Origin of the sequence: Arthrobacter sp. ISL-72 (genome assembly GCF_018613755.1) — a bacterium.
Taxonomy (GTDB): Bacteria; Actinomycetota; Actinomycetes; order Actinomycetales; family Micrococcaceae; genus Arthrobacter.
In genome coordinates, this window is record NZ_JAGGPP010000008.1 from 17,648 (window position 1) to 39,300 (window position 21,653).

Below are 21,653 nucleotides of genomic sequence, written 5' to 3' on the forward strand. Positions count from 1 at the left end.
GATCTTGCCTGCCCGTCGGAGTCCGCCGTGCCTCTGTTTTTTCCCGGCACCGTATGCTGGATGAAGGGTGATCCTGACCGTGCAGTCCGAATGTCGGAAGCAATGTTGCCCGTGACAGTTACGAGGCAGACGTTTCATGACCCCCACCATCACTTCAGAGCGCCCGCAGCCGCGCGTCCGGCAGCCGAACGCCGTTGTGCTGAGCTATTCAGAGCTTCTCAAAAGCGTCAAGGCCGCGGGCCTGCTCGAACGCCGCGTCGGCTTCTACGTCACGCTCTTCGCCAGCCTGGTGCTCCTGATGACCGCCACGTGGTTCGGCTTCGCACTCATCGGCGACAGCTGGTTCCAGCTCCTCATCGCAGCCGCAGTAGGCATCCTTTGCACGCAGCTGAGTTTCCTGGCCCATGAGGCCGGACACCGCCAGATTTTCGCCTCCCGCCGTGCCAACGACTGGGCCGCGCGGCTGCTCGCAACCTCTGTAGCTGGCATGAGCTACTCCTGGTGGGAGCAAAAGCACGGCGCGCACCACAACCACCCGAACGTGATTTCCAAGGACCCGGACATCGCACCTGGTCCCATCGCCTTCCATACCGAAGCCGTGGCCGCCCGCCGGGGCCGGTTCGCTTTCCTGACGCGCAGGCAGGGCTGGTTCTTCTTCCCGCTGCTGTTCCTGGTGGGCCTCGGCCTGCAGATCGATTCGGTAAGGTTCGTCCTCCGCCGGGCCAAGGTCACGCACCGCTGGGTAGAGCTTCCCATCCTGTTCGTCCGCCTCGGCAGCCTGCCCGTCCTTGCCTTCACGTTCCTGCCGTGGGGGATGGCCCTGGCATTCATCGGCGTCCAGCTCGCCGTCTTCGGTTTCTACATGGGCGCCTCGTTTGCCCCGAACCACAAGGGCATGCCGGTGCTGCCCGCAGACAGCCGCGTGGATTTCTTCAGCCGCCAGGTCCTGACGTCACGGAACATCTCCGGCGGCCGCTTTATGGACATCCTGCTGGGCGGGCTCAACCGCCAGGCCGAGCACCACCTCTTCCCCGACATGGCCAGGCCGCAACTGGACAAGGCCGCTGTGATCGTCCGGGAGTTCTGCGCGAAGCACCAGGTTCCCTATACGGAGACCACCCTGCTGCAGTCGTACGGCATCATCGTCCGCTACCTCAATGACGTAGGGCTCTCCGCGGGGCGGCACTTCGAATGCCCCATGGCCACTGTTACGCGCCGCTTCTAAACGGGCCCCGCAGCACACGTCCGCCCGAAGTGACGGCCGGTTACCGGCCGTCACTTCGTCGTTGACGGCCCTGTCCCTAGGATGGTTCCAGTATCCGGGCCTGGAAATCCCAGCCCAGGGAAGGAGCCACATGATGCATGCAGTTGTCGCCCGACAGGCAGGCGGGCCTGATGTTCTGGAACTGACCCGGGTGGAGCGTCCGGTGCCCGGTCCCCGCCAGCTTCTGGTCAGGGTCTCCGCAACCGGCGTGAACTTCATTGACACCTACAAGCGCAGCGGCACCTACAAGGTGGCCTATCCCTTTACCCCGGGTTCCGAGGCAGCCGGCACCGTGGAGGAAGTCGGCGACGCGGTGACGGTGTACTCCCCCGGCGACCGGGTGGCCACGGCTGAAGGCGTCAACTGCTACGCAGGCTACATCCTCGTCGACGAGGACAAGGCGCTGCCCGTCCCCCGGGGCGTGGACGATTTCACCGCAGCCGCGCTTCCCCTCCAAGGGATCACCGCGCACTACCTCATCAACTCCTCCTTCCGGGTGGAGCCGGGCCACACAATATTGGTCCATGCCGGGGCCGGCGGCGTGGGCCTGCTGATGATCCAACTGCTCAAGGCCAAGGGGGCACGGGTCGTCACCACCGTCTCCAGCGACGACAAGGAAAAACTGGCCCGCGAGGCCGGCGCCGACCACGTGCTTCGCTACGAAGGTTTCTCAACACGCGTCCGGGAACTGACCGACGGAACCGGCGCGGACGCAGTGTACGACGGCGTCGGGAAAGACACTTTCGACGGTTCCCTCAGCGCCCTGCGGGTCCGCGGCACGCTGGTTCTCTTCGGCGCTGCGTCCGGTCCGGTACCGCCGTTCGATCCGCAGCGACTCAATGCCGGCGGCTCCCTGTACCTGACCCGGCCGACCATAAACCATTTCCTGCGCAACGCCCAGGAACGCCGCTGGCGTTCCGATGAGATCTTCGCGGCAGCCGCCAACGGCAGCCTCAAGGTACGGATCGGCGGCCGCTATGACCTGGCGAAGGCTGCCCAGGCCCACGACGACCTGGAACAGCGCCGCACCACGGGAAAGCTCATCCTGATCCCCTGACCCGTATTCACCCAGGCACATCCATGAGCGGCCGTGGCCGCCCGTTCCAGCACTGCGGCAGCCCGGGCCGGATCCGGCCCGGGTACGCGAAAGGGCGGGCAGGCGCTCACCACAAGCTGTGATGACACCTGCCCGCCCTTCCGCTTACTGCGCCAGCCGGGCTAGCGCTGAACGGCTCCGAAACGCTCCGCGGCTAGCGCAACGGCGCTTTCGCGTGCGGCCGAGGCCTCGTCCGCGGTGAGCGTCCGGTCCGCGGCGCGGAAACGGAGGCCGAAGGCCAGCGACTTCTTGCCGTCCTCGATGCTCTTGCCTGCGTACACGTCGAAGAGAGCCACGTCTTCCAGCAGCTCGCCGGCACCTTCCCGGAGGGCGGCCAGGACGTCGTCGGCCGGGATCTCCTGCGGAACCACCAGGGCCACATCCTGGGTGGCCACCGGGAAGCCGGAGATGTGCTTCGCCACGATGACATCCGCGGCAGCTTCGAACAGGGCGTCGGCGTTGAACTCGAGCGCCACCGAGCGTGCCGGCATGTCGTGCGCGGCCAGCAGCTTGGGGTGCAGTTCGCCGGCGTAGCCGATGACATCGCCGGACCGCAGGGCCAGCTGCGCAGCGCGACCCGGGTGGAACGCCTGGTGGAGGCCCTGGCTGACCACGATTTCGACGCCCAGGACGTCGCCGGCGAGGCGGGCGACGTCAACGGCGTCGGCCCAGTCCCAGTGGCGGGGCGTGTGGGAGGCAGCCGCGGGCGAATCATGGCCGGTCAGCACCGCTGCGACGTGCAGCGGCTGGTCCGGAACGCCGTCGTACAGCGCGTCCAGCACCTCATCAGAGGGCTTGACGCCGAGCGGCGGGATCGAGGGGGTCCCCACCGTTTCGCCCGGCAGGAACACCAGGCCGGCCTCGAAGACCGCCAGGTCGCGGAAGCCGCGGGAGTGGTTGCGCTTGGCCACTTCGATCAGGCCCGGCAGGATGGACGTCCGCAGGTAGCCCTGTTCCTCGCTGATCGGGTTAGCCAGTTTCACAGCCTTGCGGGGGGCACCCTGCTCGGCCACGCCGAAGGTGTCGTTCGCGGCCTTGGACACGAACGGGTAGGCCAGGACCTCGGTGAGCCCTGCGTCGGCTAGGGCCTGGACCAGCCGCCGGCGCTGCTGCTGAACACGCGTAAGCCCGCGTCCGGGGGGCGCCACAGGCAGCGTCGCGGGGATGTTGTCGTAGCCCACCAGCCGGGCGATTTCCTCGGAGAGGTCTTCCTTGGTTTCGAGGTCGTTCCGCCAGCTGGGGGCGGTCACCGTCCACCCGCCGTCGTTCTTCACCACGGCAGCGCCGAGGTCCTCGAGCGAGGTGACGATCTGCTCCTCGGTGAAATCAATGCCGATCCGCGCTGCGGCGAACGCCCCCGGCAGTTCGATGCTTACGGCGTCCGGGGCGGTGCCGACGTCTGTGCCCGCCTTGTCCGCGGTGCCGCCGGCCAGCTCCACCAGGAGGTCAACCACCCGCTGGGCCGCGATGCCCGCGACGTGCCAGTCAACACCGCGTTCGAACCGCTTGGACGCCTCGGAGGGCAGCTTGTGGCGCCGGCGCGACCTGGCGATCGACACTTCATCGAAGTGCGCAGCCTCGACCAGCACGTTCGACGTCGAATCGCTCACTTCCGTGGCGGCGCCGCCCATGACCCCGGCGATGCCGATCGCACCGGAGCCGTCGGTGATGAGGAGGTCCTCGACGTCGAGCTTGCGTTCCTTGTCGTCCAGGGTGGTGATCTTCTCCCCCGCCACGGCGCGCCGGACCACGATGTCGCCGGACAGCTTGTCCAGGTCGTAGCAGTGCGTGGGCTGGCCGAGTTCCAGCATGACGTAGTTCGAGATGTCCACCGGCAGGGAGATGGAGCGGATGCCGGCCAGCCGCAGGCGGGAAACCATCCACGGCGGCGTCGGCCGGGTGGCGTTGACGCCGCGGACCGTGCGGGCCACGAAACGGTCGCAGCCGGGCTTGCCGTAGATGGGAGCGTCGTCGTTGAGCTTCACGCCGTAACCGCCGGCCAGTTCAGCCGGTGCCTGCACCTTTGACGCGGGATCCGTGAAGGAGGTCCCGGTGGCGTGCGCGTACTCGCGGGCAACGCCGCGGATGGAGAACGCGTAGCCGCGGTCCGGCGTCACGTTGATCTCGGCTGCCTGGTCGTAGAGGCCCAGGAGTTCCATGGCGTCCGTGCCGATTTCCGGATCGAGCCCGATCCGGGAAAGCACGAGGATGCCGTCGTGGTCCTCGCCGATGCCCAGTTCCCGCACCGAGGCGATCATGCCGGCGGAGAGGTGGCCGTAGGTCTTCCGGGCGGAGATGTGGAAGTCGCCGGGCAGCACGGCGCCCGGCAGGGTGACCACCACTTTGTCGCCCTCCACGAAGTTGTGGGCGCCGCAGACAATGCCCTGCACACCGGAAGGATCAATGCCCTTGCCGGTGAGGGTCTGCTCCTGGCCCTCGGGGACCACGCGGACCTGGCACCAGTTGATGGTCTTGCCGTTGCTCTGCGGCTCCTTGACCAGGCTCAGCACCTGGCCCACCACGACCGGACCGCGGAGGGTATCGGTGGGGCGGTGCACCGCTTCTTCTTCAAAACCGACCTTGACCAGTTCTGCCATGACATCTTCGGCCGTTGCATGGGCCGGAACCTGCGCGAATTCACGCAGCCAGGAAAGTGGGATACGCACTGTTAGATCTCCATCCCGAAGTGCTCGCTGAAACGTACATCGCCTTCGATCATGTCGCGCATGTCGCCCACCTCGTTGCGGAACATCAGCGTGCGCTCGATGCCCATGCCGAAGGCAAAACCTGAATAGACGTCCGGATCGATGCCGGCTGCGCGGAGGACGTTGGGGTTGACCATGCCGCAGCCGCCCCATTCGATCCAGCGCGGGCCGCCCTTGGCGCCGGGGTGCCAGATGTCCAGCTCTGCGGACGGCTCGGTGAACGGGAAGTAGTTCGGGCGCAGCCGGATCTGGGCCTCGTCACCGAACATCTGCCGGGCGAAGTGCTCCAGCGTTCCGCGGAGGTCCGCCATGCTCAGCTTCTTGTCGATGGCCAGGCCCTCGAACTGGTGGAACACGGGGGTGTGCGTGGCGTCCAGTTCGTCGGTGCGGAACACCTTGCCCGGGCACAGCACGTAGATCGGCACTTCGCGTTCCAGCATGGAGCGCACCTGGACCGGGGAGGTATGCGTGCGCATCAGCAGGTGCGCTTCCGGGGGCTCCACGAAGAAGGTGTCCTGCATTTCCCGGGCCGGGTGGTCCGGCTTGAAGTTCAAAGCGTCAAAATTGAACCACTCGGATTCGACCTCTGGACCTTCGGCGATTTCCCAGCCCATGCCGACGAAGATGTCCGCCACGCGGTCCTGCAGCGTGGACAGCGGGTGGCGTGCACCGGCACGGCGGCGGCGCGGTGCGGCTGTCACGTCCACGGTCTCCTCGACGAGGATCCGTGCATCATTTTCGGCTTCCAGCTCGGCGGTGCGGTCCGCGAGCGCCTTGTTGACGCGTCCCCGGGAGGCCCCCATGAGTTTTCCGGCAGCGGCCTTCTGGTCCTTCGCCAGGCCGCCGATTTCGCGGTTGGCAAGGCTCAGCGGCGACTTCTCCCCGGTGTGTGCAAGCCGCACGGCCTTGAGCTCATCAAGGGTGGAGGCGGCGGCAATGGCGGCGACGGCGTGGTCTACGGCGGCAGTGATGGCGGCTTCATCCAGAGGGTTCGGGATGGCAGCGCCCGGCAAAGTTTCAGTCATCTACTGTTCTTAGCTACGAGTCGGGTATCGCCAGCGAACCGTCCAGCTGCGTTCGGGTGCACCGGCAGCGTGTCCGTCACTGGCTTGTCTATCCGCGCGGCCGTTATCAGCGGCCGCGTGAAGTGACAAAGGGCAGGGCTCGCCGGAATTCGTCCGGCGGCCACTCTCCCCCAGTCTAGTTGAATGCGCCCGGCTGAACGTGCCACGGCAGCCGGGGTGACAGCCCTTCCAGGAGCGCCGGGAGCGCCGGGAGGCAGGAGCACGGATTGCGGGCCCCCGCTACCATGGCCTCATGACCTCCGGACAGCGGCTGCGGCAGATCGCCAACGTGCTGAATGCGACGACTCTGCTGGGCTTGTTGCTGGCCCGATGCGCCCGCACGGCAGTCCGCCCCGGACCGCGTGGGCTGCTGATCGCCACCGGTTACCGGTGGCCCCTTCCCTTTGCCCAGGCGTTCACCGTGGGGAACGTCGTACTGTTCCGGGCGCAGGCACCGGAGGCACTGTCCAATCCCGTGCTGCTGGCGCATGAGGAACGGCACAGCAGCCAGTACGCCTGGTGCCTGGGCCTGCCCTTCCTGCCGCTGTACTTCCTTGCGGCCGGGTGGTCGCTGCTCCGGACGGGAAACCCGGGATCCGCCAACGTCTTTGAGCGCCTCGCGGGCCTGGAGGCCGGCGGTTACCTGGGTCCGCACCGCCGTGAAAAGGACAACGTCCGGAACAGCAAGGGCCCGAACAACAAAGTCCGAAAACGCGGCGGTCAACAAAACGGCCGAAAAGCCGGTCGAAAAGGCCGCCGGCCCGATGGAATCGAGGCATGACATGACCGAAACCGCGAGGACCGTCACGGTCACCGGCTCCGGTACCGCCGAAGCAGTACCGGACCTGCTGACGGTTTCCATCGGCGTGGAGTGCCGCCGGGAGGACGTGGGCGCCGCGTATTCCGCTGCCGGCAGGGCGGCCGCGGGAATCTCGGCGGTACTGCGCGAGCACGGCGTGGCTGACCAGGACATCAGCACGGCGGGCCTGAACGTCCGCGCCGATGTGGTGTGGAAGGAAGGCGAGGGCCAAACCGTGGCGGGCTACGTGGCATCGAGCGTCCTTGCCGTGCGGCTGCGGGATGTTGCCGGTTCCTCGGGCATCATCGCCGGCGCCGTGGCGGCCGGTGGCAATGACGTCAGGTTGAACGGGCTCGACCTTGGTTTTGCGGACCCGGCCGCGGTGGCCGCCCAGGCACGCAAGGCCGCTTGGCAGGATGCCCTTGACACTGCCCGGCAGTTCGCAGCGCTAGCCGGCATGGAGCTGGGCCCCGTCGTCTCAGTGACGCAGCAGCCCGGCCCCCAGCCCCCGATTCCGATGGCAAAAATGCAACGTGCGATGGCCACGGACTCCGTGGGGATTGAGGTGGGGCAGTCGAGTGTGTCTGCCACGGTGGGTGTTGTGTGGGAGCTGCGGTAAAGCCGGCTAGTGCACGCTCCCCGCGGCGAGCCTGATGTCCGCCGTGGTGGCCAGGGCGGTACGGACGACGACGGCGAGCGCCTCCGCCATGACGGCGGCAGGCAGTGACGGGGTACCGCTGCCTTTGGGCACTTGTTGCGTCTCGTAAGGGACGTGGATGAAGCCGCCCCGCGTTGCGGGCGTGGCGATTGCTTCCGAATCACTGTTAGCCGACCCGCTTTGCTCTTGCGCGGTGTTTATCGCGTGCATGAGGGCGTAAAAGACGTGGTTGCAGACGTACGTACCGGCGCTTTGCGAGACTTCCGCGGGTATCCCCGCGGAACGCAACGCCGCGAGCGAAGCTTTCACCGGCAATGAGCTGAAATAGGCTGCCGGTCCGCCGGGGATGACTTCTTCGTCCACGGGACGGTTTCCGGCGTTGTCCGGAATGCGGGCGTCGTCGCAGTTTATGGCGACGCGTTCCAGGGAGATGCGCGGCCGCCCGCCTGCCTGCCCGACACAGATCACAAGCTCCGGCTTGTGGTGCTGCAGTGCCTCCCGCAGCACCACAACGGATTGTCCGAACACGCACGGCAACTCAACGGCGGCGGCAGCGTGGCCGTCCGCGCGCAGGGTTGCAGAGGCGGCTTCCGCTGCAACCCACGACGGGTTGATTGTTTCGCCGCCAAACGGTTCAAATCCGGTGAGCAGAATCATGGCCCCAGCGTAACAACCGGAGGTTCAGGCCCTGGCGGCAATCATGGCCCGGCAGAAAGCCCCTTGACATTGATTAGAACATACCTTCGAATAGAACCCATGAGATGGGACGCACAAGCACTCCAGCCGGCACGGGCAGACAGCAGCCCTGGCAGCGCACCGGCGGCCGCCCCGGCCGTTCAGGCATTGCTGCCGCTGGCCGGGCTCGTGCGTTCCGTTTCGACCCCCGAGTTTGCCGGCGTCACTTTCCATGAGGTCACCGCCAAGTCAGTGCTCAACAAAGTGCCGGCCGGTTCGCGCATGCCTTTTGAATGGACCATCAACCCCTACCGCGGCTGCAGCCATGCCTGCGTCTACTGCTTCGCCCGCAAAAGCCACACCTACCTGGACTTCGACCCAGGCCTGGACTTTGACAGCCAGGTGGTGGTCAAGATCAATGCCGCCGAGGTCCTGCGCAAGGAACTGGCGAAGCCGTCCTGGGGCCATCACCATGTGGCGCTGGGCACGAACACCGATCCGTACCAGCGTGCCGAGGGCCGGTACCAGCTCATGCCCGGCATCATCCGCGCGCTGGCCGACTCGGGAACTCCCCTGTCCATCCTCACGAAGGGGACCCTGCTGGCCAGGGACATTCCGCTGCTCAAGCACGCGGCAGCCCAGGTACCCGTTGGAATCGGGATATCACTGGCAATGACCGACGAACACCTGTCCGAGGCGATCGAGCCGGGCACTCCCGGTCCTAGGGCGCGGCTCAAGCTCATCTCGAGGTTGCGGGAAGCCGGCCTGCCATGCGGAGTCATGGCCATGCCCATCCTGCCGTGGCTCTCCGACAGCGACGAAGCCCTGGACGCACTGTTCGGCTCACTGGCTGCGGCCGGTGCCACCGGGGTTACTGCGGGAGCCCTCTACCTGAAGCCCGGAACGCGCGAATGGTTCATGCAGTGGATTGCCGCCCGCCACCCCGAACTCGCCGGCCGCTACCGCCGGCTGTACGGCACCGGCTCCTATGCGCCCAAGGAGTACCGTCAGTGGCTGGCGGGGCGGATCCGCTGCTTCAAGGCCCGGCACGGCTTCACGGGTTCGCACGGCTTCAGCCACCGCGACCTGGCTAACGACCCCCGGGAAGAAGAAGCCCAGTATCCGGCGGGCAGCATTCCGGAACCAGGAGCTCGCCCCGCCGGAGGCCAAAAGCAGCACCGTGGCCCGGGCGGGGCCGGGACCGCCGGCGCCAGAACTGAGGGCACCGGCGGGAGTGCCGGCGGCAATACAACGAAGGACCCCGCACAGCCAACGCTCTTCTAGCCAGTTGTGCGCTGAGCACCGATGCTTAAGCGGCGCCAGCTCCGGCTGTGCCGCAGGCAGGAGCGGAGCAGACAGGGGCCGGGCCGACAGGAGCGGAGCAGGCAGGGGCCGGGCCGACAGGAGCGGAGCAGGCAGGGGCCGGGCGGCCAGGCACGTCCGGCATGCTCACGTTTCCAGTGAGACGCGCCCCGAACCGGCAACGGCAGCGAGCAGGGCCCGGACTATCGGGAAGTCCGCAGGTATCCACGGAAGAGTGAGGGCTTCGTCACTTCCCAACAGGTCCAGCCAGCGCAGTTCATCGTGGTCTTCCAGGGGACGGGGTTCGCCGTCGGCAATTTCGACAAACCATACGCGCATGGAGGCCCTGGCATTCAGCGGCCATCCGGCTGCGGTTTCCGCCGGCAGTTCGGCGCCCAGCCGTACGTTAATGCCGAGTTCTTCGCGGAGTTCGCGGTGCAGGGCATCTTCCGCTGACTCCAGGGGCTCCACTTTCCCGCCCGGGAATTCCCACATCCCGGCGAACTGGGGCGGCGCAGTGCGGCGAGCCACCAGCAGCCGGGCAGGGGCACTCAGCGAATCCACAACAGCTCCGCCAACAACATTGATGAGTCCAGTCACCGCAACAGTCTATGGGGGACAATGGTTGAGGCCGCTCCCGCCGGCACCCCTGGCGCCGCGACAGCAGACACCGGCACATCAGGACCCTCAGCCAGCAGCTCACCGGAATACCGGCCGCTCCCCCTACGTTGCAGTAATCAGATTTATACGGAACTTTCGAAAAGCAGGCCCATGACTTCCACGCCCACCCTCACCCCTACCAAACCTAAGGCGGGAACCCAGCACCTGGCCTTGGCCATCGTGTCCCTTGCGATGGGCGGTTTCGGCATCGGCGTCACCGAGTTCGCCATGATGGGCTTGCTCAAGGAGGTGGAACAGGGCCTGGGCATCGGCACTCCGGAGGCGGGCCACCTGATCTCCGCCTATGCACTCGGCGTGGTTATCGGGGCGCCGCTCCTGGCCGCCGTCGGCGCCAAGCTTCCACGCAAGCATCTTGCCCTGGGGCTGATGCTGTTCTTCAGCCTGGCCAACCTCACGTCCTTCATCGCGCCGGATTACGGCACCATGCTCCTGTCCAGGTTCGCGGCCGGGCTGCCCCACGGAGCTTTCTTCGGTGTGGCAGCCGTGATCGCGGCTTCGCTGGTGGCCCCGACCAAACGGGGCTGGGCCATCTCCATGGTGATGGCCGGACTGACGATCTCGAACGTGATCGGGGTTCCGTTTGCCACCTGGCTGGGCCAGGCTTTTGGCTGGCGCCTGCTGTTTGTGCTCGTCGGCCTGATCGGGCTGGTGACGCTGGCGATGCTCTGGAAGTTCGTCCCGTTCCAGGAAGCGCACCCGGACGCCAGCATCCGCCGGGAGCTCGGCGCCTTGAAGCGGCTGCAGGTCTGGCTTGCCATCCTCATCGGCATCGTCGGTTTTGGCGGATTCTTCGCCACGTACACGTACATCGCGCACACCATGACTTCCGTGGCAGGCATCCCTCCGGCCTTCCTCCCGTTGGTGGTGGCCCTCTACGGCCTGGGCATGGTGGCCGGAAACATCGTCGGCGGCCGGATTGCCGACAAGTCGGTGATGGGGACCATCTACCTTGTCCTGCCAGGAATCGCCGTGGCCCTGGTGGTCTATGCGGTGGCCGTGCACTGGCCCTGGTCGGCCTTCGTTATGGTGTTCGTTGTCGGCGGCGCGGGCTCGCTGCTGGTGCCGGCCCTGCAGACGCGGCTGCTGGATGCCTCCCCCGATGCCCCGTCCCTTGCTTCCTCGCTCAACCACGCAGCCCTGAACGTGGCAAACGCCCTGGGCGCCTTCCTGGGCGGGCTGGTCATAGCCTGGGGCTGGGGTTATGTTGCGCCCGCGCTGGTCGGTGCAGTCCTCGCAATTCTGGGCCTGGGCGTTGCCGTCATCAGCGGCCTGATGGAACGCAAAAGGCCGCTGGTTTCCTAGCCTGCGTCACACAGGTTTCGGTCCAGCGGCCGTTCAGGGGCCGGGCGGGCCCTGAGCCGGGGATCAGACGTGCGCGCGCTCCACGTCCGGTTCCAGGTAGATGACCCGCGCAATGGGTACAGCTTCGCGGATCCGGCTTTCGGCGTCGTCGATCGCCGTGGCGATCTGGGCACCCGTGGCGGCGGGGCCGACGCTGATCTTGGCGGCCACCAGCAGCTCTTCCGGGCCAAGGTGCAGGGTCTTCAGGTGGATGATTTTGGTTCCGTCGGCCTCCAGCGCAGTGCTGATCCGGTCAACGTCCGCCTTGGTAGCGGATTCACCAAGCAGCAGCGATTTGGTCTCCATGGCAAGCACGATGGCGATGGCCACCAGCAGGAAGCCGATCATCGCCGTGCCGAGCGCATCCCAGGTGCCGTTGCCGGTTATCAGTGTGAGGCCAACGCCGAACAGTGCGAACACGAGGCCCAGCAGTGCACCGAGGTCCTCCAGCAGGATTACGGGCAGCTCGGGCTGCTTGGCATTGCGGACGAAGTGCACCCAGCCCTGCTTGCCGCGGATGTGGTTGGACTCGATGATCGCGGTCCGGAACGAGAACGATTCGGCGATGATGGCCCCAATCAGCACAGCCAGGGGAACCCACCAGAAGTCGCCTTCGATGGCGTGGGGATGCTGCAGCTTCTCCCACGCCTCGAACAGCGCAAACAGGCCGCCGACGCTGAACAGCACAATCGAGACGATGAACGCGTAAATGTAGCGCTCGCGTCCGTAGCCAAAGGGGTGTTGCGGGCTCGCGGCACGCTGGGCGCGCTTGCCGCCCACCAACAAGAGGATCTGGTTGCCGGAGTCAGCGACAGAGTGGATGGCCTCTGCCAGCATGGACGACGACAGGGTCAGGATGAAAGCGACGAACTTCAGTACAGCGATGGTCAGGTTTGCAGCCAGAGCCGCGACGATCGCCTTGGTACCGCCATTTGCAGCCAAGTGAGCTTCACCTCTTCAGGGATTGCTGGAAAATTTGCAGGTGCGATCACCGCACAATGTTGATGCCCGCAAGGAATACCGTACCCGCCTGTCGCGGCCTGACGCACCACGCGCCACTGCGGGTGACAGCAAAAACACTGGAACTAAGCCTACTGACAACCAAACACACCGTGTGTTAGCTTGAAGCCATAATCGGGACCCGTAGTGAGTTCCGACAAAATGTAGGAGGAGACATGGGCTTTCTAGGCTGGATCATTCTCGGACTCATTGTAGGAGCAATCGTCAAGGCAGTCATGCCTGGCACCGTTGGCGGCGGCTGGGTCACCAGCCTCGTGCTTGGTGTTGTCGGCGCCATCGTCGGCGGCTGGATCGGCGACCTTCTGTTCGGCGGTGGCCGGATGGAATTCTGGAACCTCGGTTCCTGGCTGCTCGCCATTGTCGGCGGCCTGGTCGTAGCCGGAATCTACGGCTTCGTCACCGGCCGGAACCGGACCACATAACTACACTCACCACTGCTTGAGGCACGCAGGTGCCCACTGGTGAAAATTACGACGGCGGGGGCCCACCTTAGGTGGGCCCCCGCCCTGCGTTTCCGGCCGGCAAGCCCGTCAGGCCCGTTTCTGGGACCGTGCACTTGCGTAGAGGCACACCGTTGCGGCGGTGCCGACGTTCAGGCTTTCCGCAGCCCCGTAGACAGGAACGGCCACGCGGTGGTCCGCCAGGGAGAGCTCGGCGTCGGTCAGGCCCTGGGCCTCGTTGCCGAACAGCCAAGCGGTGGGCTGCTCAAGGGCATAGACGGAGGCGGTGCCGGATATACCGAGCCTTCGGGCCGCGTTTTCGTCCTGCAGTTGGTCCAGGTCCAGCTGCCCGTATCCGTCCGCAGCCAGGATGCCGATGCCGCGTTCCCGGCAGGCGGCGGCCAGTCCAACCAGGTCGGCTCCGAGGACCACCGGAAGATGGAACAGGGATCCGGCCGTTGAGCGGACAGCCTTGGGATTGTAGATATCAACGCTGGACGAGGTCAGGACCACGGCGTCTGCACCGGCGGCGTCGGCCGCCCGCAGGACGGTGCCCGCATTGCCCGGGTCCCGCACCTGGCACAGCACTGCGATGAGCCGGGGACCGGCGTCGAGCACGGCCTCAAGGTCCACGTCCACGAAAGCGCAGACGGCGATGATGCCCTGGGGATTGACGGTGTCCGCCATGGCGGACAGTACCTCGTCGGTGGCAAGCCGGGCGTTGACACCGGCAGCCAACTCCTCGAATTCCGGATGGCGATCCAGGCAGGCCTCGCTGGCGAAGACGTCGTGGACCAGCCCGGGCTCCCCCGCAGCAATCCTTTTGCGGTGGAGCACCAGGGCCTCACGGACAGCCTGCGGCCCTTCGGCCAGGAACTGCCCGCGCTTTAAACGGGCCGGGCGCCCTGCAAGCTTGGCCACGTCCCTCACCCGATCAGCTCGGGGGTTGGAGAGTGGAAAGTCTTGCGGGCGCCCGGTTTCGTTCATATAAGAACTTTAGTGGCTATTGCCGCCGGTCCTTGAACGCGGGGATGCTAGTTGGCAGCGGCTTCGACGGCCGGCTTCTTGGCAGCCTTGGCCTTGGGGGCCTTTGCCGGAGCGGCGTCTGCTGCGACGGCCGGCGCGGAAGTGTCAGCCGGCAGCGAGTCCTTGGCAACCTGCACCAGTGCTGCGAAGGCGTTGGCGTCAGAGACGGCCAGTTCGGCCAGCATGCGGCGGTCAACCTCGACCTCAGCGGCCTTGAGGCCCTGGATCAGGCGGTTGTAGGTCAGGCCGTTGGCGCGCGATGCAGCGTTGATGCGCTGGATCCAGAGACGGCGGAAGTCGCCCTTCTTCTTCTTGCGGTCGCCGTAGCTGTACACAAACGAGTGCAGCAGCTGTTCTTTAGCCTTGCGGTACAGGCGTGAGCGCTGTCCACGGTAACCTTTTGCGCGTTCGAGGATAACCCGGCGCTTCTTGTGGGCGTTTACCGCCCGCTTCACACGTGCCACGTGCGTACTCCTTCAGAATTCTGATCCCAAGCGTCTACTGCCGGAACACCGGCTGGCCTGAGAAGCCTTTTTGGTAGTTGACCGCTGCCAGGTGGCAAGCAGTCAGAGAACTTGGAACTTAGATGCCGAGCATCTTCCGGATGACCTTGGCGTCGCCCTTGAAGACGATCTTGTCGCCGGCAAGGCGACGGGTCAGCCGGGAGGACTTGTGCTCGAGGTAGTGGCGGCGGTTGGCCTGCTGGCGGCGCAGCTTGCCGCTGCCGGTCAGCTTGAAGCGCTTCTTAGCACCACTGTGGGTCTTCATCTTCGGCATGGGAACCGATCTCCTTACGTATCCGCAGACAAGTCTGCAGTCTTTCGTGCAGCCACCCCTGCGGGCGGCGTGCTGGTTGCTTGCTGCGCGAAGCCGATACTTCGCGCAGCTTTGAACTAGTTAGTCTTCTTGCTGCCCGGCTTGGGAGCGGCCGGCCGTGCAGCAGGCTTGGGCGCTGCGGGCCGTGCAACCGGCTTGGGCGGCGCGGGAATTCCGGCCGGTTTGGGCGCCGAGGGAACAGCCGCCGCAGGCTTAGGAGCTTCAGGCGCCTTGGCCGCCGGCTTGCTCACTGCAGGACGCGGCGCAGCTTCGGCCTTGGGGGCTTCACGCTTCGGCGCTGCCTGCTTTGCTGCCTGGGGAACGTCCTCAACCGGAGCTTCCTGCTTGGGAGCCTCCTGCTTCGGAACTTCCTGCTTGGGAGCCTCCTGCTTGGGAGCCTCCGTGGCCGGGGCTTCCATAGGAGCTTCCGTTGCCGGGGCTTCCATAGGAGCTTCCGTTGCCGGGGCTTCAGCTTCCGGAGCTGCAACCGTCTCGGCAGGCGCTTCAACGCCGGCTGACGCTGCAGCGGCCTCGGTGTCTGCCTCCGGCGCCGCTTCTTCAGTAGAAACAGAGAAACCCTCAGGAAGCAGGTCCGCCAGGGACTGCGTCATGGTGGGCTGATCGCGGCTGACGTCCACCCGGCCGCTGGACTTGGCTTCGTTCTGGGCCTTAGCCTCAGCACGCTGCGTCGCACGGCGTGCTTCCGCCTTGGCCTCAGCCTTGTTCTTCAGCGGGCCCACCACCATGACCATGTTGCGGCCGTCGATGCGGGGGCTGGACTCGACAACGCCCACTTCGGCGACGTCGTCGGCGAAGCGCTGGAGCAGGCGGATGCCCATTTCCGGACGCTGCTGCTCACGGCCGCGGAACTGGATCATGGCCTTGACCTTGTCCCCGGCGCCGAGGAAGCGGAGGGCGTGGCCGCGCTTGGTCTCGTAGTCGTGGGTGTCGATCTTCAGCCGGAAACGGATTTCCTTCAGAACCGTGTTGGTCTGGTTCTTCCGGGCCTCGCGTGCCTTGACCGCGGCTTCGTACTTGTACTTGCCGAAGTCCATCAGCTTGCACACCGGAGGCTTGGCCTGCGGTGCAACTTCAACGAGATCAAGGTCGGACTCGGCAGCCAAACGCAGGGCATCCTCAATACGGACAATTCCTACTTGTTCGCCTGCAGGGCCGACCAGCCGCACCTCGGGGACGCGGATACGCTCATTGATTCTTGGCTCGCTAATGTTAGAACTCCTGTGGTTGAGGTGAGTATTCCACCGGCAAATAGAGAAGGCCCCCAATTGCCGGAGCAATCGAAGGCCTCGAAGATCGGATGCACGCGCTTCCATACAGGAGGCTGTGCGCGTTCCATGTGGCTTGTGCCGCCATGAAATGCCCGACCAGGTACCCGGCAACCTTGCTTCCTTGGGAACTGCTTCCTGGGGAAAACGGCCGACGCGGGTGGGAGAGAACTCCGCTTGCAAACTGAAAATCAATTCTACAGACAGAAGCCCGGATACTGCACATTCACAGCCAAGGTTTCACATAGCAAAATAACGACATTCAGTCGGTCTGTGACAAGCTTACCAGTATGAGCACTTCAGACAGTAATTCATACGTTTTCGAGCCGGCCGCCCCCCAGGGAAGCGGCCAGGAACAGGTGTCGCAGCAGATCCGAGACATCTCGGAAGTCCCTGCGATCGAGGTCATCACCACCGCTGCTGTTCACCTCATGAGCGCCTCAGCCGTAAAACTTGGCCTTGCTGCGGAGGAAAATGCCGAAGAGCTCAAGGACCTCGATGAGGCCCGCAAGCTGATTACGGCACTGGCCGGACTCGTGACTGCGGCCGCTCCGGAGATCGGCTCGCAGCACGCCGGTCCTTTGCGCGACGGGCTCCGCTCCCTGCAGCTGGCGTTCCGGGAAGAGTCCCTGATCCCGGACGCTCCCGGCAAGGGTCCGGGCGAAAAGTACACCGGGCCTGTCAATTAGGCTGTTCATCGAAATGGCGCGGCGGCGGGAGGACCAATCCGGTCCGCCCGCCGTCGTCGTTTGCGGCCGCTAAGCCCTTCCGGAGGGTGCCGTCAGGCTGCCAGCCGTCAGGCCGCCATGGTGCGCTGACGGCGCCGGTACTGCAGCAGCAGGCCGAGGAGGCAGAGCACCACGCCCGCTGCGCCCACCGAGACAAAGCCGGCGGACGGGCCGATGCGGTCGATGAATATACCGGTCAAAGGCGCCCCCAGGGCAACCCCTGCCGTGAGCGCGGACCCGTACCAGCCCATGGCTTCACCGCGCCGGCTCTCCTCCACGAGGTCGGCCACCTTTTCCGACGCAGCGGACAGGACCGGTGCGCATAACAGCCCCGGAAGGAGCGAAAGCAGGCACAACGTCAGGGTGTCATGGGCGAAACCCATCGGAATGGTGAGGGCGGCCATGCCGAGCAGCAGGAGGATCGGCGAGACCGGCCGGTGCATTGCGCCGTAGATGAGTCCGCCGGCCACCGAAGCAGCGCACCAGAAGACAAAGACCAGGCCGATCTCGCCCTGGTGCCCGCTGATTTCCAACGCCGCGACAATTCCCACGTCAGTGCCGCTGAGCACCATGCCGGCCCCCGCTGCCACGGCAAAGACTGCAGCCACGGCTGCAGTGAACCAGACGAAATTGTGCGCCACTTTGCGCCGCAGCCCGGAACGATTGAGCGCGCCCGCCGCGACCGGGGGGAGTTCAGCGGCGGCTTCCTTCAAGTGCGCCGGAGCCGCTGCGACAACCGCCACCTCCGCGCCCTCTTGCTGGGCAGCGTCGTAGTCCTCGTCCGGCAGCACGCTGCGAACGGGAGGGTTGAACCACATGAGGAAGAGCCCGGCCACCGATGTGGACAGTCCCACCACCGTCAGTCCGATGACCGAATTCCCGGTGGTGGCCGCGACGGCGCCCCCAGCCGGGCCGACCATGAAGACAAGTTCCGTGGTGATCGAATCCAGTGCGAAGGCGGTCCGCCGCTGCTCGCCTGCGGCCAGCACCCCCAGCGACTGGCGCACCACGCTGAAGATGGGGAGCGTCAGGAGGCCTCCGACGAATACGAGGGCCAACAGCCACTGGTAGGAAACGTGCGGGACGATTGACCAGATGACGGCCTCGGAAACAACCGACGGGATCAGGGCCTTGCGAAGCCCGGCCGTGTCCACGCGGCGTCCGCGCCAGGGAGCACCCAATGCAATGCCGATTGTCATCACCGCTGCGGCTGCCCCCGCGGCGGCATACCCCTGTCCGAGCGTCAGCACGATATGCAGCGTCAGCAGGACGCCGGCCGCCGAGTGTGGTACGCGAGCTATCATTCCAACGATCAGCAGCCGCCTGATGGGCCTGACTGCAAGAAGCTCCTTGTAGAGAGCGAAATTCACGGGCTACGTCCTTCATCCTGCCGGCGGCAGGGCCGGGATACGCCCCGCCTGCCGTCAGCTATTCTGCCGCACGCTGCAGCTTTACCTCGATCGAATCAACGCGCTCGGCGAAGACCGCATTCCGGGACCAGTCGGAATTGAGTCCCGCTACGATCGCCTGGACACCGGCAGCATCCAGGCCGTCTTCCAGAAACAGCACCACGCGGAGTTCGGGTCCCGGACCGCCGCCCGGAACAAAGTCACCGGCCTCTGTCGCCGAAGCCACACCGCCGCCGGGCTGGAGCTCCACCCGCCTGACCGGAGGATATCCGCCCGTCGTCTCCCCCATGGCTTGCGCCAGCTCCGGATCGGCATAGGACGGAACCCACGTACGCTGCTGCGCAAGAGCCCAGACGGCGGGACGGCGGACAACGAACGTGTAGTCGGAGCCTGGATCCACGACCAGGAGCTCCGCACCATCGGCCACTGCGGACAGGGCTGCCCGCGCCGCATACACGGCCACGGGACGGGCCTCCGGATGCCAAGCCTTGAGGGACGCGGCCGACGTGAACACCGGCATCGCGGTCCGCCCGTCAGGCGCTTTCAGCGTGACGAGAGCCATGTCCGCCTGCTTGTCCCCGTGCAGCTTGTCGCCCAGGCTGTCACCGTGCGGTCTGTCGGTCTGCGGCCTGTCGCTCTGCGGCGCTGCCGCGCCATCGGCTTCTTCCGCCAACTGGGCCACGATGGGAACGAACACCCTGGCAGTGGCCAGGGACGCCACCACCGCAGCTTCGTCGCCTGCTGACGAGCGGAGGGCCGTGACGGCGGCGAGGTAACCGGCGTCGGCCGTGCCGTCGTCGTCCTCGAAATTGTGGATCTTCGCGTCCTCGCCGGCCAGGCTGCGGCCCGCCCAGGGCTGCCCCGCCGAATCCGTGGCTCCGCCGGATCCGGCGAGTGCTGCCGCGATATGGCCCGGGAGCTCCCGGGACGGGCGTGGGGAGTGCTGGTCCATGGTGCCCGGCTTAGCGGCGGCCGGCTACGTCCAGCGCTTCCGGCAGCGTAAACGCACCGGCGTACAGCGCCTTGCCCACGATGGCCCCTTCGACGCCCAGCGGCACAAGGGAGCGCAGGACCTTGAGGTCCTCAAGGCTGGAGATGCCGCCGGAAGCAACCACGGGCTTGCCGGTCTTCTCCACCATCTGGCGGAGAAGTTCGACGTTGGGTCCCTGCAGGGTGCCGTCCTTGGTGACATCCGTGACCACGTAGCGGGCGCAGCCGGCATCCTCGAGCCGTGCCAGCACGTCCCACAGATCGCCGCCTTCCTTGGTCCAGCCACGGCCCGCGAGCGTTGTTCCGCGCACGTCGAGGCCGACGGCGATCTTGTCACCGAAGCGGTCGATGGCGCGCGCTGTCCAGTCCGGGTTTTCGAGCGCCGCAGTGCCCAGGTTCACCCGGGTCACGCCCAGGTCCAGGGCTTTTTCAAGTGATTCGTCATCGCGCAAGCCCCCGGAGAGCTCCACCTTGATGTCCAGCCGGCCCACCACTTCGCGGAGCAGTTCCGCGTTGGAACCGCGGCCGAAAGCCGCATCCAGGTCCACCAGATGTACCCACTCGGCGCCCTGTTCCTGCCAGTTGAGCGCAGCGTCCAGCGGCGTGCCGTAGCTCGTCTCGCTGCCGGCTTCGCCCTGGACCAGGCGGACGGCCTGGCCGTTCACGACGTCGACGGCGGGCAGCAGTTCCAGTACGGGCAGCGGCGTTTCGGTGGTCATCTCGGGTCCTCAGGTTGTAGTGAAGCTGCGTTGGTAGGGGTCGCGGCGCGGCTAGTTCGCCGGCAGGGTCAGCAGGTAGGCGGCCAGCAGCGACATGCCGGCCAGCACATAGAACACGATCTGGGTCCAGAGCGGCCGGTGCTGCTGCCTGAAGGACAGCGCCCCGCCGACCAGCAGGCCGGCGAGGCCCATTAGGACAATCGACCACATCTAGGTGGCCGGCCCTGGAATGGCAGTGGTGTTGGCAGTCGCTTTGGCGGTGCCGTGGCGCAGGCTGTTGACCCAGTTGCGGAGCAGCCTGGCGCCGGCGTCGCCGGACTTTTCGGGGTGGAACTGGGTGGCACACAGGGGCCCGTTTTCGACGGCGGCAATGAACGGTGCTCCGTGCTCGGACCACGTGACCAGCGGCGCAGCCATGCGCGGCTGGATGACGTCGAAGTCCCAGTGCTGCACGCCGTAGGAGTGCACGAAGTAGAAGCGCTCGCTTTCGACGCCGTCGAACAGTTTCGAGCCTTCGGGCACCTTGACGGTGTTCCAGCCCATATGCGGCACCACTTCGGCGGGCAGCAGCTCGACCTTGCCGGGCCACTCCCCTATGCCCTCGGCCTCCGTGCCGTGTTCGACTCCTGCTTCGAACAGCACCTGGAGGCCCACGCAGATGCCGAGGACGGGACGCCCGCCTGCAACACGCCGGCCGATCATCCTGATACCGTCTACGGCCTTAAGTTCGCGCATAACGGTTTCGAAGGCTCCGACGCCCGGTACCAGCAGCCCGTCGGCATTGAGGACATCCTCGGGCTTGGCGCTTAGAGTTACTTCGGCGCCTGCACGCTCCAGGGCGCGGACGGCCGAACGGACGTTGCCGGAGCCGTAATCCAATACCGTGACGGTGGGTTTGCCCTCAGGCGAAGCAGGCTTCGCGCTCGCGGCGGGATCCACGATGGCCCCGTCCTGGATGACCGGGCCGGTCACAGGGCGCCCTTGGTGGAGGGGATGCCTTCGACGCGGGGGTCGGGCTCGACGGCCGCGCGGAGTGCACGTGCAAAGGCCTTGAACTGGGCCTCCACAATGTGGTGCGGGTCCCGGCCTGCCATCACGTTCATGTGCAGGCAGATGCCGGCGTGCAGCGTGATTGCTTCGAAGACGTGACGGGTCAGGGACCCGGTGAAGTGACCGCCGATCAGGTGGTATTCCTGTCCTGCCGGCTCGCCGCCGTGCACCAGGTACGGGCGGCCGGAGACATCGACGACGGCGTGGGCCAGCGCTTCGTCGAGGGGCACCGTTGCTTCGCCGAAGCGGCGGATCCCGGCCTTGTTCCCTAGGGCCGTCCGCAGCACCTCACCAAAGGTGATGGCGACGTCCTCCACTGTGTGGTGGACGTCGATGTGGATGTCGCCGGTGGCCTTGACCGTCATGTCGATCAGCGAGTGCTTGCACAAGGCAGTCAGCATGTGGTCGTAGAACGGAACCGAGGTGCTGATGTCCGAGACGCCCGTGCCGTCAAGGTTGATCTCGACAAGCACTGACGATTCGCTCGTGGCACGCTCCATGCGGGCAGTCCGGGCCTCGGCAGCAATGGATCCGGTGGTGCTCATGTGTTGTGTCCTTTAGATGAAGGAGAAATGCTGTCTGCG

23 protein-coding genes are annotated in these 21,653 nt (G+C 66.0%); 8 read left to right on the plus strand and 15 right to left on the minus strand.

Annotated elements, in window-relative coordinates; translation table 11 throughout:
* Nucleotides 1-136 precede the first annotated feature (136 nt).
* Nucleotides 137-1,225 (plus strand): acyl-CoA desaturase, encoded by a 1,089-nt coding sequence (locus tag J7I92_RS08240; protein ID WP_214839333.1) that lies wholly within the window; start codon nucleotides 137-139, stop codon nucleotides 1,223-1,225.
* A gap of 130 nt (nucleotides 1,226-1,355) precedes the next feature.
* Complete coding sequence (locus J7I92_RS08245; protein WP_214839336.1) at nucleotides 1,356-2,321, plus strand: quinone oxidoreductase; 966 nt, start codon at nucleotides 1,356-1,358, stop codon at nucleotides 2,319-2,321.
* A gap of 161 nt (nucleotides 2,322-2,482) precedes the next feature.
* Here the strand turns inward: J7I92_RS08245 and pheT are convergent, their stop codons facing one another.
* Together pheT and pheS are read right to left on the minus strand one after the other, a co-directional pair.
* Nucleotides 2,483-5,026: a phenylalanine--tRNA ligase subunit beta gene (gene pheT, locus J7I92_RS08250; RefSeq protein ID WP_214839338.1), complete on the minus strand. Its 2,544-nt coding sequence runs from the start codon at nucleotides 5,024-5,026 to the stop codon at nucleotides 2,483-2,485.
* A gap of 2 nt (nucleotides 5,027-5,028) precedes the next feature.
* Nucleotides 5,029-6,090: a phenylalanine--tRNA ligase subunit alpha gene (pheS, locus tag J7I92_RS08255; RefSeq protein ID WP_214839345.1), complete on the minus strand. Its 1,062-nt coding sequence runs from the start codon at nucleotides 6,088-6,090 to the stop codon at nucleotides 5,029-5,031.
* 292 nt (nucleotides 6,091-6,382) lie between these two features.
* On the opposite strand from pheS, the gene J7I92_RS08260 reads away from it, so the two are divergent.
* On the plus strand, nucleotides 6,383-6,910 hold the full coding sequence (locus J7I92_RS08260) for a DUF4157 domain-containing protein (RefSeq protein ID WP_214839346.1): 528 nt from the start codon (nucleotides 6,383-6,385) through the stop codon (nucleotides 6,908-6,910).
* A 1-nt stretch (nucleotide 6,911) separates the two neighbouring features.
* Nucleotides 6,912-7,547, plus strand: a complete 636-nt coding sequence (locus tag J7I92_RS08265; protein ID WP_214839351.1) for an SIMPL domain-containing protein — start codon at nucleotides 6,912-6,914, stop codon at nucleotides 7,545-7,547.
* Nucleotides 7,548-7,553: 6 nt separating this feature from the next.
* Here J7I92_RS08265 and pcp read toward each other — a convergent pair whose 3' ends face one another.
* Complete coding sequence (gene pcp, locus J7I92_RS08270) at nucleotides 7,554-8,243, minus strand: pyroglutamyl-peptidase I (protein WP_214839353.1); 690 nt, start codon at nucleotides 8,241-8,243, stop codon at nucleotides 7,554-7,556.
* Between the two features lie 99 nt (nucleotides 8,244-8,342).
* Here pcp and J7I92_RS08275 point away from each other — a divergent pair, with 99 nt between their 5' ends.
* A complete protein-coding gene (locus tag J7I92_RS08275; protein WP_214839356.1) occupies nucleotides 8,343-9,545 on the plus strand; it encodes an Rv2578c family radical SAM protein in 1,203 nt (400 codons plus the stop codon).
* Nucleotides 9,546-9,710: 165 nt separating this feature from the next.
* Here J7I92_RS08275 and J7I92_RS08280 read toward each other — a convergent pair whose 3' ends face one another.
* Nucleotides 9,711-10,163: a (deoxy)nucleoside triphosphate pyrophosphohydrolase gene (locus J7I92_RS08280; protein WP_214839358.1), complete on the minus strand. Its 453-nt coding sequence runs from the start codon at nucleotides 10,161-10,163 to the stop codon at nucleotides 9,711-9,713.
* A 171-nt stretch (nucleotides 10,164-10,334) separates the two neighbouring features.
* Here J7I92_RS08280 and J7I92_RS08285 point away from each other — a divergent pair, with 171 nt between their 5' ends.
* Complete coding sequence (locus tag J7I92_RS08285) at nucleotides 10,335-11,546, plus strand: MFS transporter (protein WP_214839359.1); 1,212 nt, start codon at nucleotides 10,335-10,337, stop codon at nucleotides 11,544-11,546.
* A 63-nt stretch (nucleotides 11,547-11,609) separates the two neighbouring features.
* Here J7I92_RS08285 and J7I92_RS08290 read toward each other — a convergent pair whose 3' ends face one another.
* Nucleotides 11,610-12,527 (minus strand): cation diffusion facilitator family transporter, encoded by a 918-nt coding sequence (locus J7I92_RS08290; protein ID WP_214839360.1) that lies wholly within the window; start codon nucleotides 12,525-12,527, stop codon nucleotides 11,610-11,612.
* A 233-nt stretch (nucleotides 12,528-12,760) separates the two neighbouring features.
* On the opposite strand from J7I92_RS08290, the gene J7I92_RS08295 reads away from it, so the two are divergent.
* Entirely contained in the window at nucleotides 12,761-13,027 is a 267-nt protein-coding gene (locus tag J7I92_RS08295; RefSeq protein ID WP_214839361.1) for a GlsB/YeaQ/YmgE family stress response membrane protein, read from the plus strand.
* 108 nt (nucleotides 13,028-13,135) lie between these two features.
* Here J7I92_RS08295 and J7I92_RS08300 read toward each other — a convergent pair whose 3' ends face one another.
* From J7I92_RS08300 to infC, 4 genes are all read right to left on the minus strand, one after another.
* Entirely contained in the window at nucleotides 13,136-14,032 is an 897-nt protein-coding gene (locus J7I92_RS08300; RefSeq protein ID WP_214839362.1) for an RNA methyltransferase, read from the minus strand.
* Nucleotides 14,033-14,079: 47 nt separating this feature from the next.
* A complete protein-coding gene (gene rplT, locus J7I92_RS08305) occupies nucleotides 14,080-14,535 on the minus strand; it encodes a 50S ribosomal protein L20 (RefSeq protein WP_214839363.1) in 456 nt (151 codons plus the stop codon).
* 118 nt (nucleotides 14,536-14,653) lie between these two features.
* Complete coding sequence (gene rpmI / locus J7I92_RS08310; RefSeq protein WP_009358635.1) at nucleotides 14,654-14,848, minus strand: 50S ribosomal protein L35; 195 nt, start codon at nucleotides 14,846-14,848, stop codon at nucleotides 14,654-14,656.
* Between the two features lie 116 nt (nucleotides 14,849-14,964).
* Complete coding sequence (gene infC, locus J7I92_RS08315) at nucleotides 14,965-16,221, minus strand: translation initiation factor IF-3 (protein WP_214839372.1); 1,257 nt, start codon at nucleotides 16,219-16,221, stop codon at nucleotides 14,965-14,967.
* 242 nt (nucleotides 16,222-16,463) lie between these two features.
* Between infC and J7I92_RS08320 the strand changes: the two genes are divergently transcribed.
* Entirely contained in the window at nucleotides 16,464-16,862 is a 399-nt protein-coding gene (locus J7I92_RS08320) for a DUF1844 domain-containing protein (protein ID WP_214839375.1), read from the plus strand.
* A gap of 107 nt (nucleotides 16,863-16,969) precedes the next feature.
* On the opposite strand, the gene J7I92_RS08325 is transcribed toward J7I92_RS08320, so the two are convergent.
* Genes J7I92_RS08325 through hisB form a run of 6 tightly spaced genes read right to left on the minus strand, consistent with a single transcriptional unit; the run spans nucleotide 16,970 to nucleotide 21,614 of the window.
* Nucleotides 16,970-18,271 carry an MFS transporter gene (locus J7I92_RS08325; RefSeq protein ID WP_214839377.1) on the minus strand — a complete coding sequence of 434 codons (1,302 nt, stop codon included), beginning with the start codon at nucleotides 18,269-18,271 and terminating at the stop codon, nucleotides 16,970-16,972.
* A 58-nt stretch (nucleotides 18,272-18,329) separates the two neighbouring features.
* Nucleotides 18,330-19,262: an SseB family protein gene (locus J7I92_RS08330; protein WP_214839384.1), complete on the minus strand. Its 933-nt coding sequence runs from the start codon at nucleotides 19,260-19,262 to the stop codon at nucleotides 18,330-18,332.
* A gap of 10 nt (nucleotides 19,263-19,272) precedes the next feature.
* A complete protein-coding gene (priA, locus tag J7I92_RS08335; RefSeq protein WP_214839386.1) occupies nucleotides 19,273-20,019 on the minus strand; it encodes a bifunctional 1-(5-phosphoribosyl)-5-((5-phosphoribosylamino)methylideneamino)imidazole-4-carboxamide isomerase/phosphoribosylanthranilate isomerase PriA in 747 nt (248 codons plus the stop codon).
* A 51-nt stretch (nucleotides 20,020-20,070) separates the two neighbouring features.
* The gene (locus tag J7I92_RS08340) at nucleotides 20,071-20,229 is read right to left on the minus strand and encodes a hypothetical protein (protein WP_214839388.1); all 159 of its coding nucleotides are present in this window, start codon (nucleotides 20,227-20,229) and stop codon (nucleotides 20,071-20,073) included.
* Complete coding sequence (gene hisH / locus J7I92_RS08345; RefSeq protein ID WP_214839390.1) at nucleotides 20,230-20,991, minus strand: imidazole glycerol phosphate synthase subunit HisH; 762 nt, start codon at nucleotides 20,989-20,991, stop codon at nucleotides 20,230-20,232.
* The gene (gene hisB, locus J7I92_RS08350) at nucleotides 20,988-21,614 is read right to left on the minus strand and encodes an imidazoleglycerol-phosphate dehydratase HisB (RefSeq protein ID WP_214839392.1); all 627 of its coding nucleotides are present in this window, start codon (nucleotides 21,612-21,614) and stop codon (nucleotides 20,988-20,990) included. Before hisB ends, hisH begins: the two co-directional genes overlap by 4 nt.
* Nucleotides 21,615-21,653: the final 39 nt, after the last annotated feature.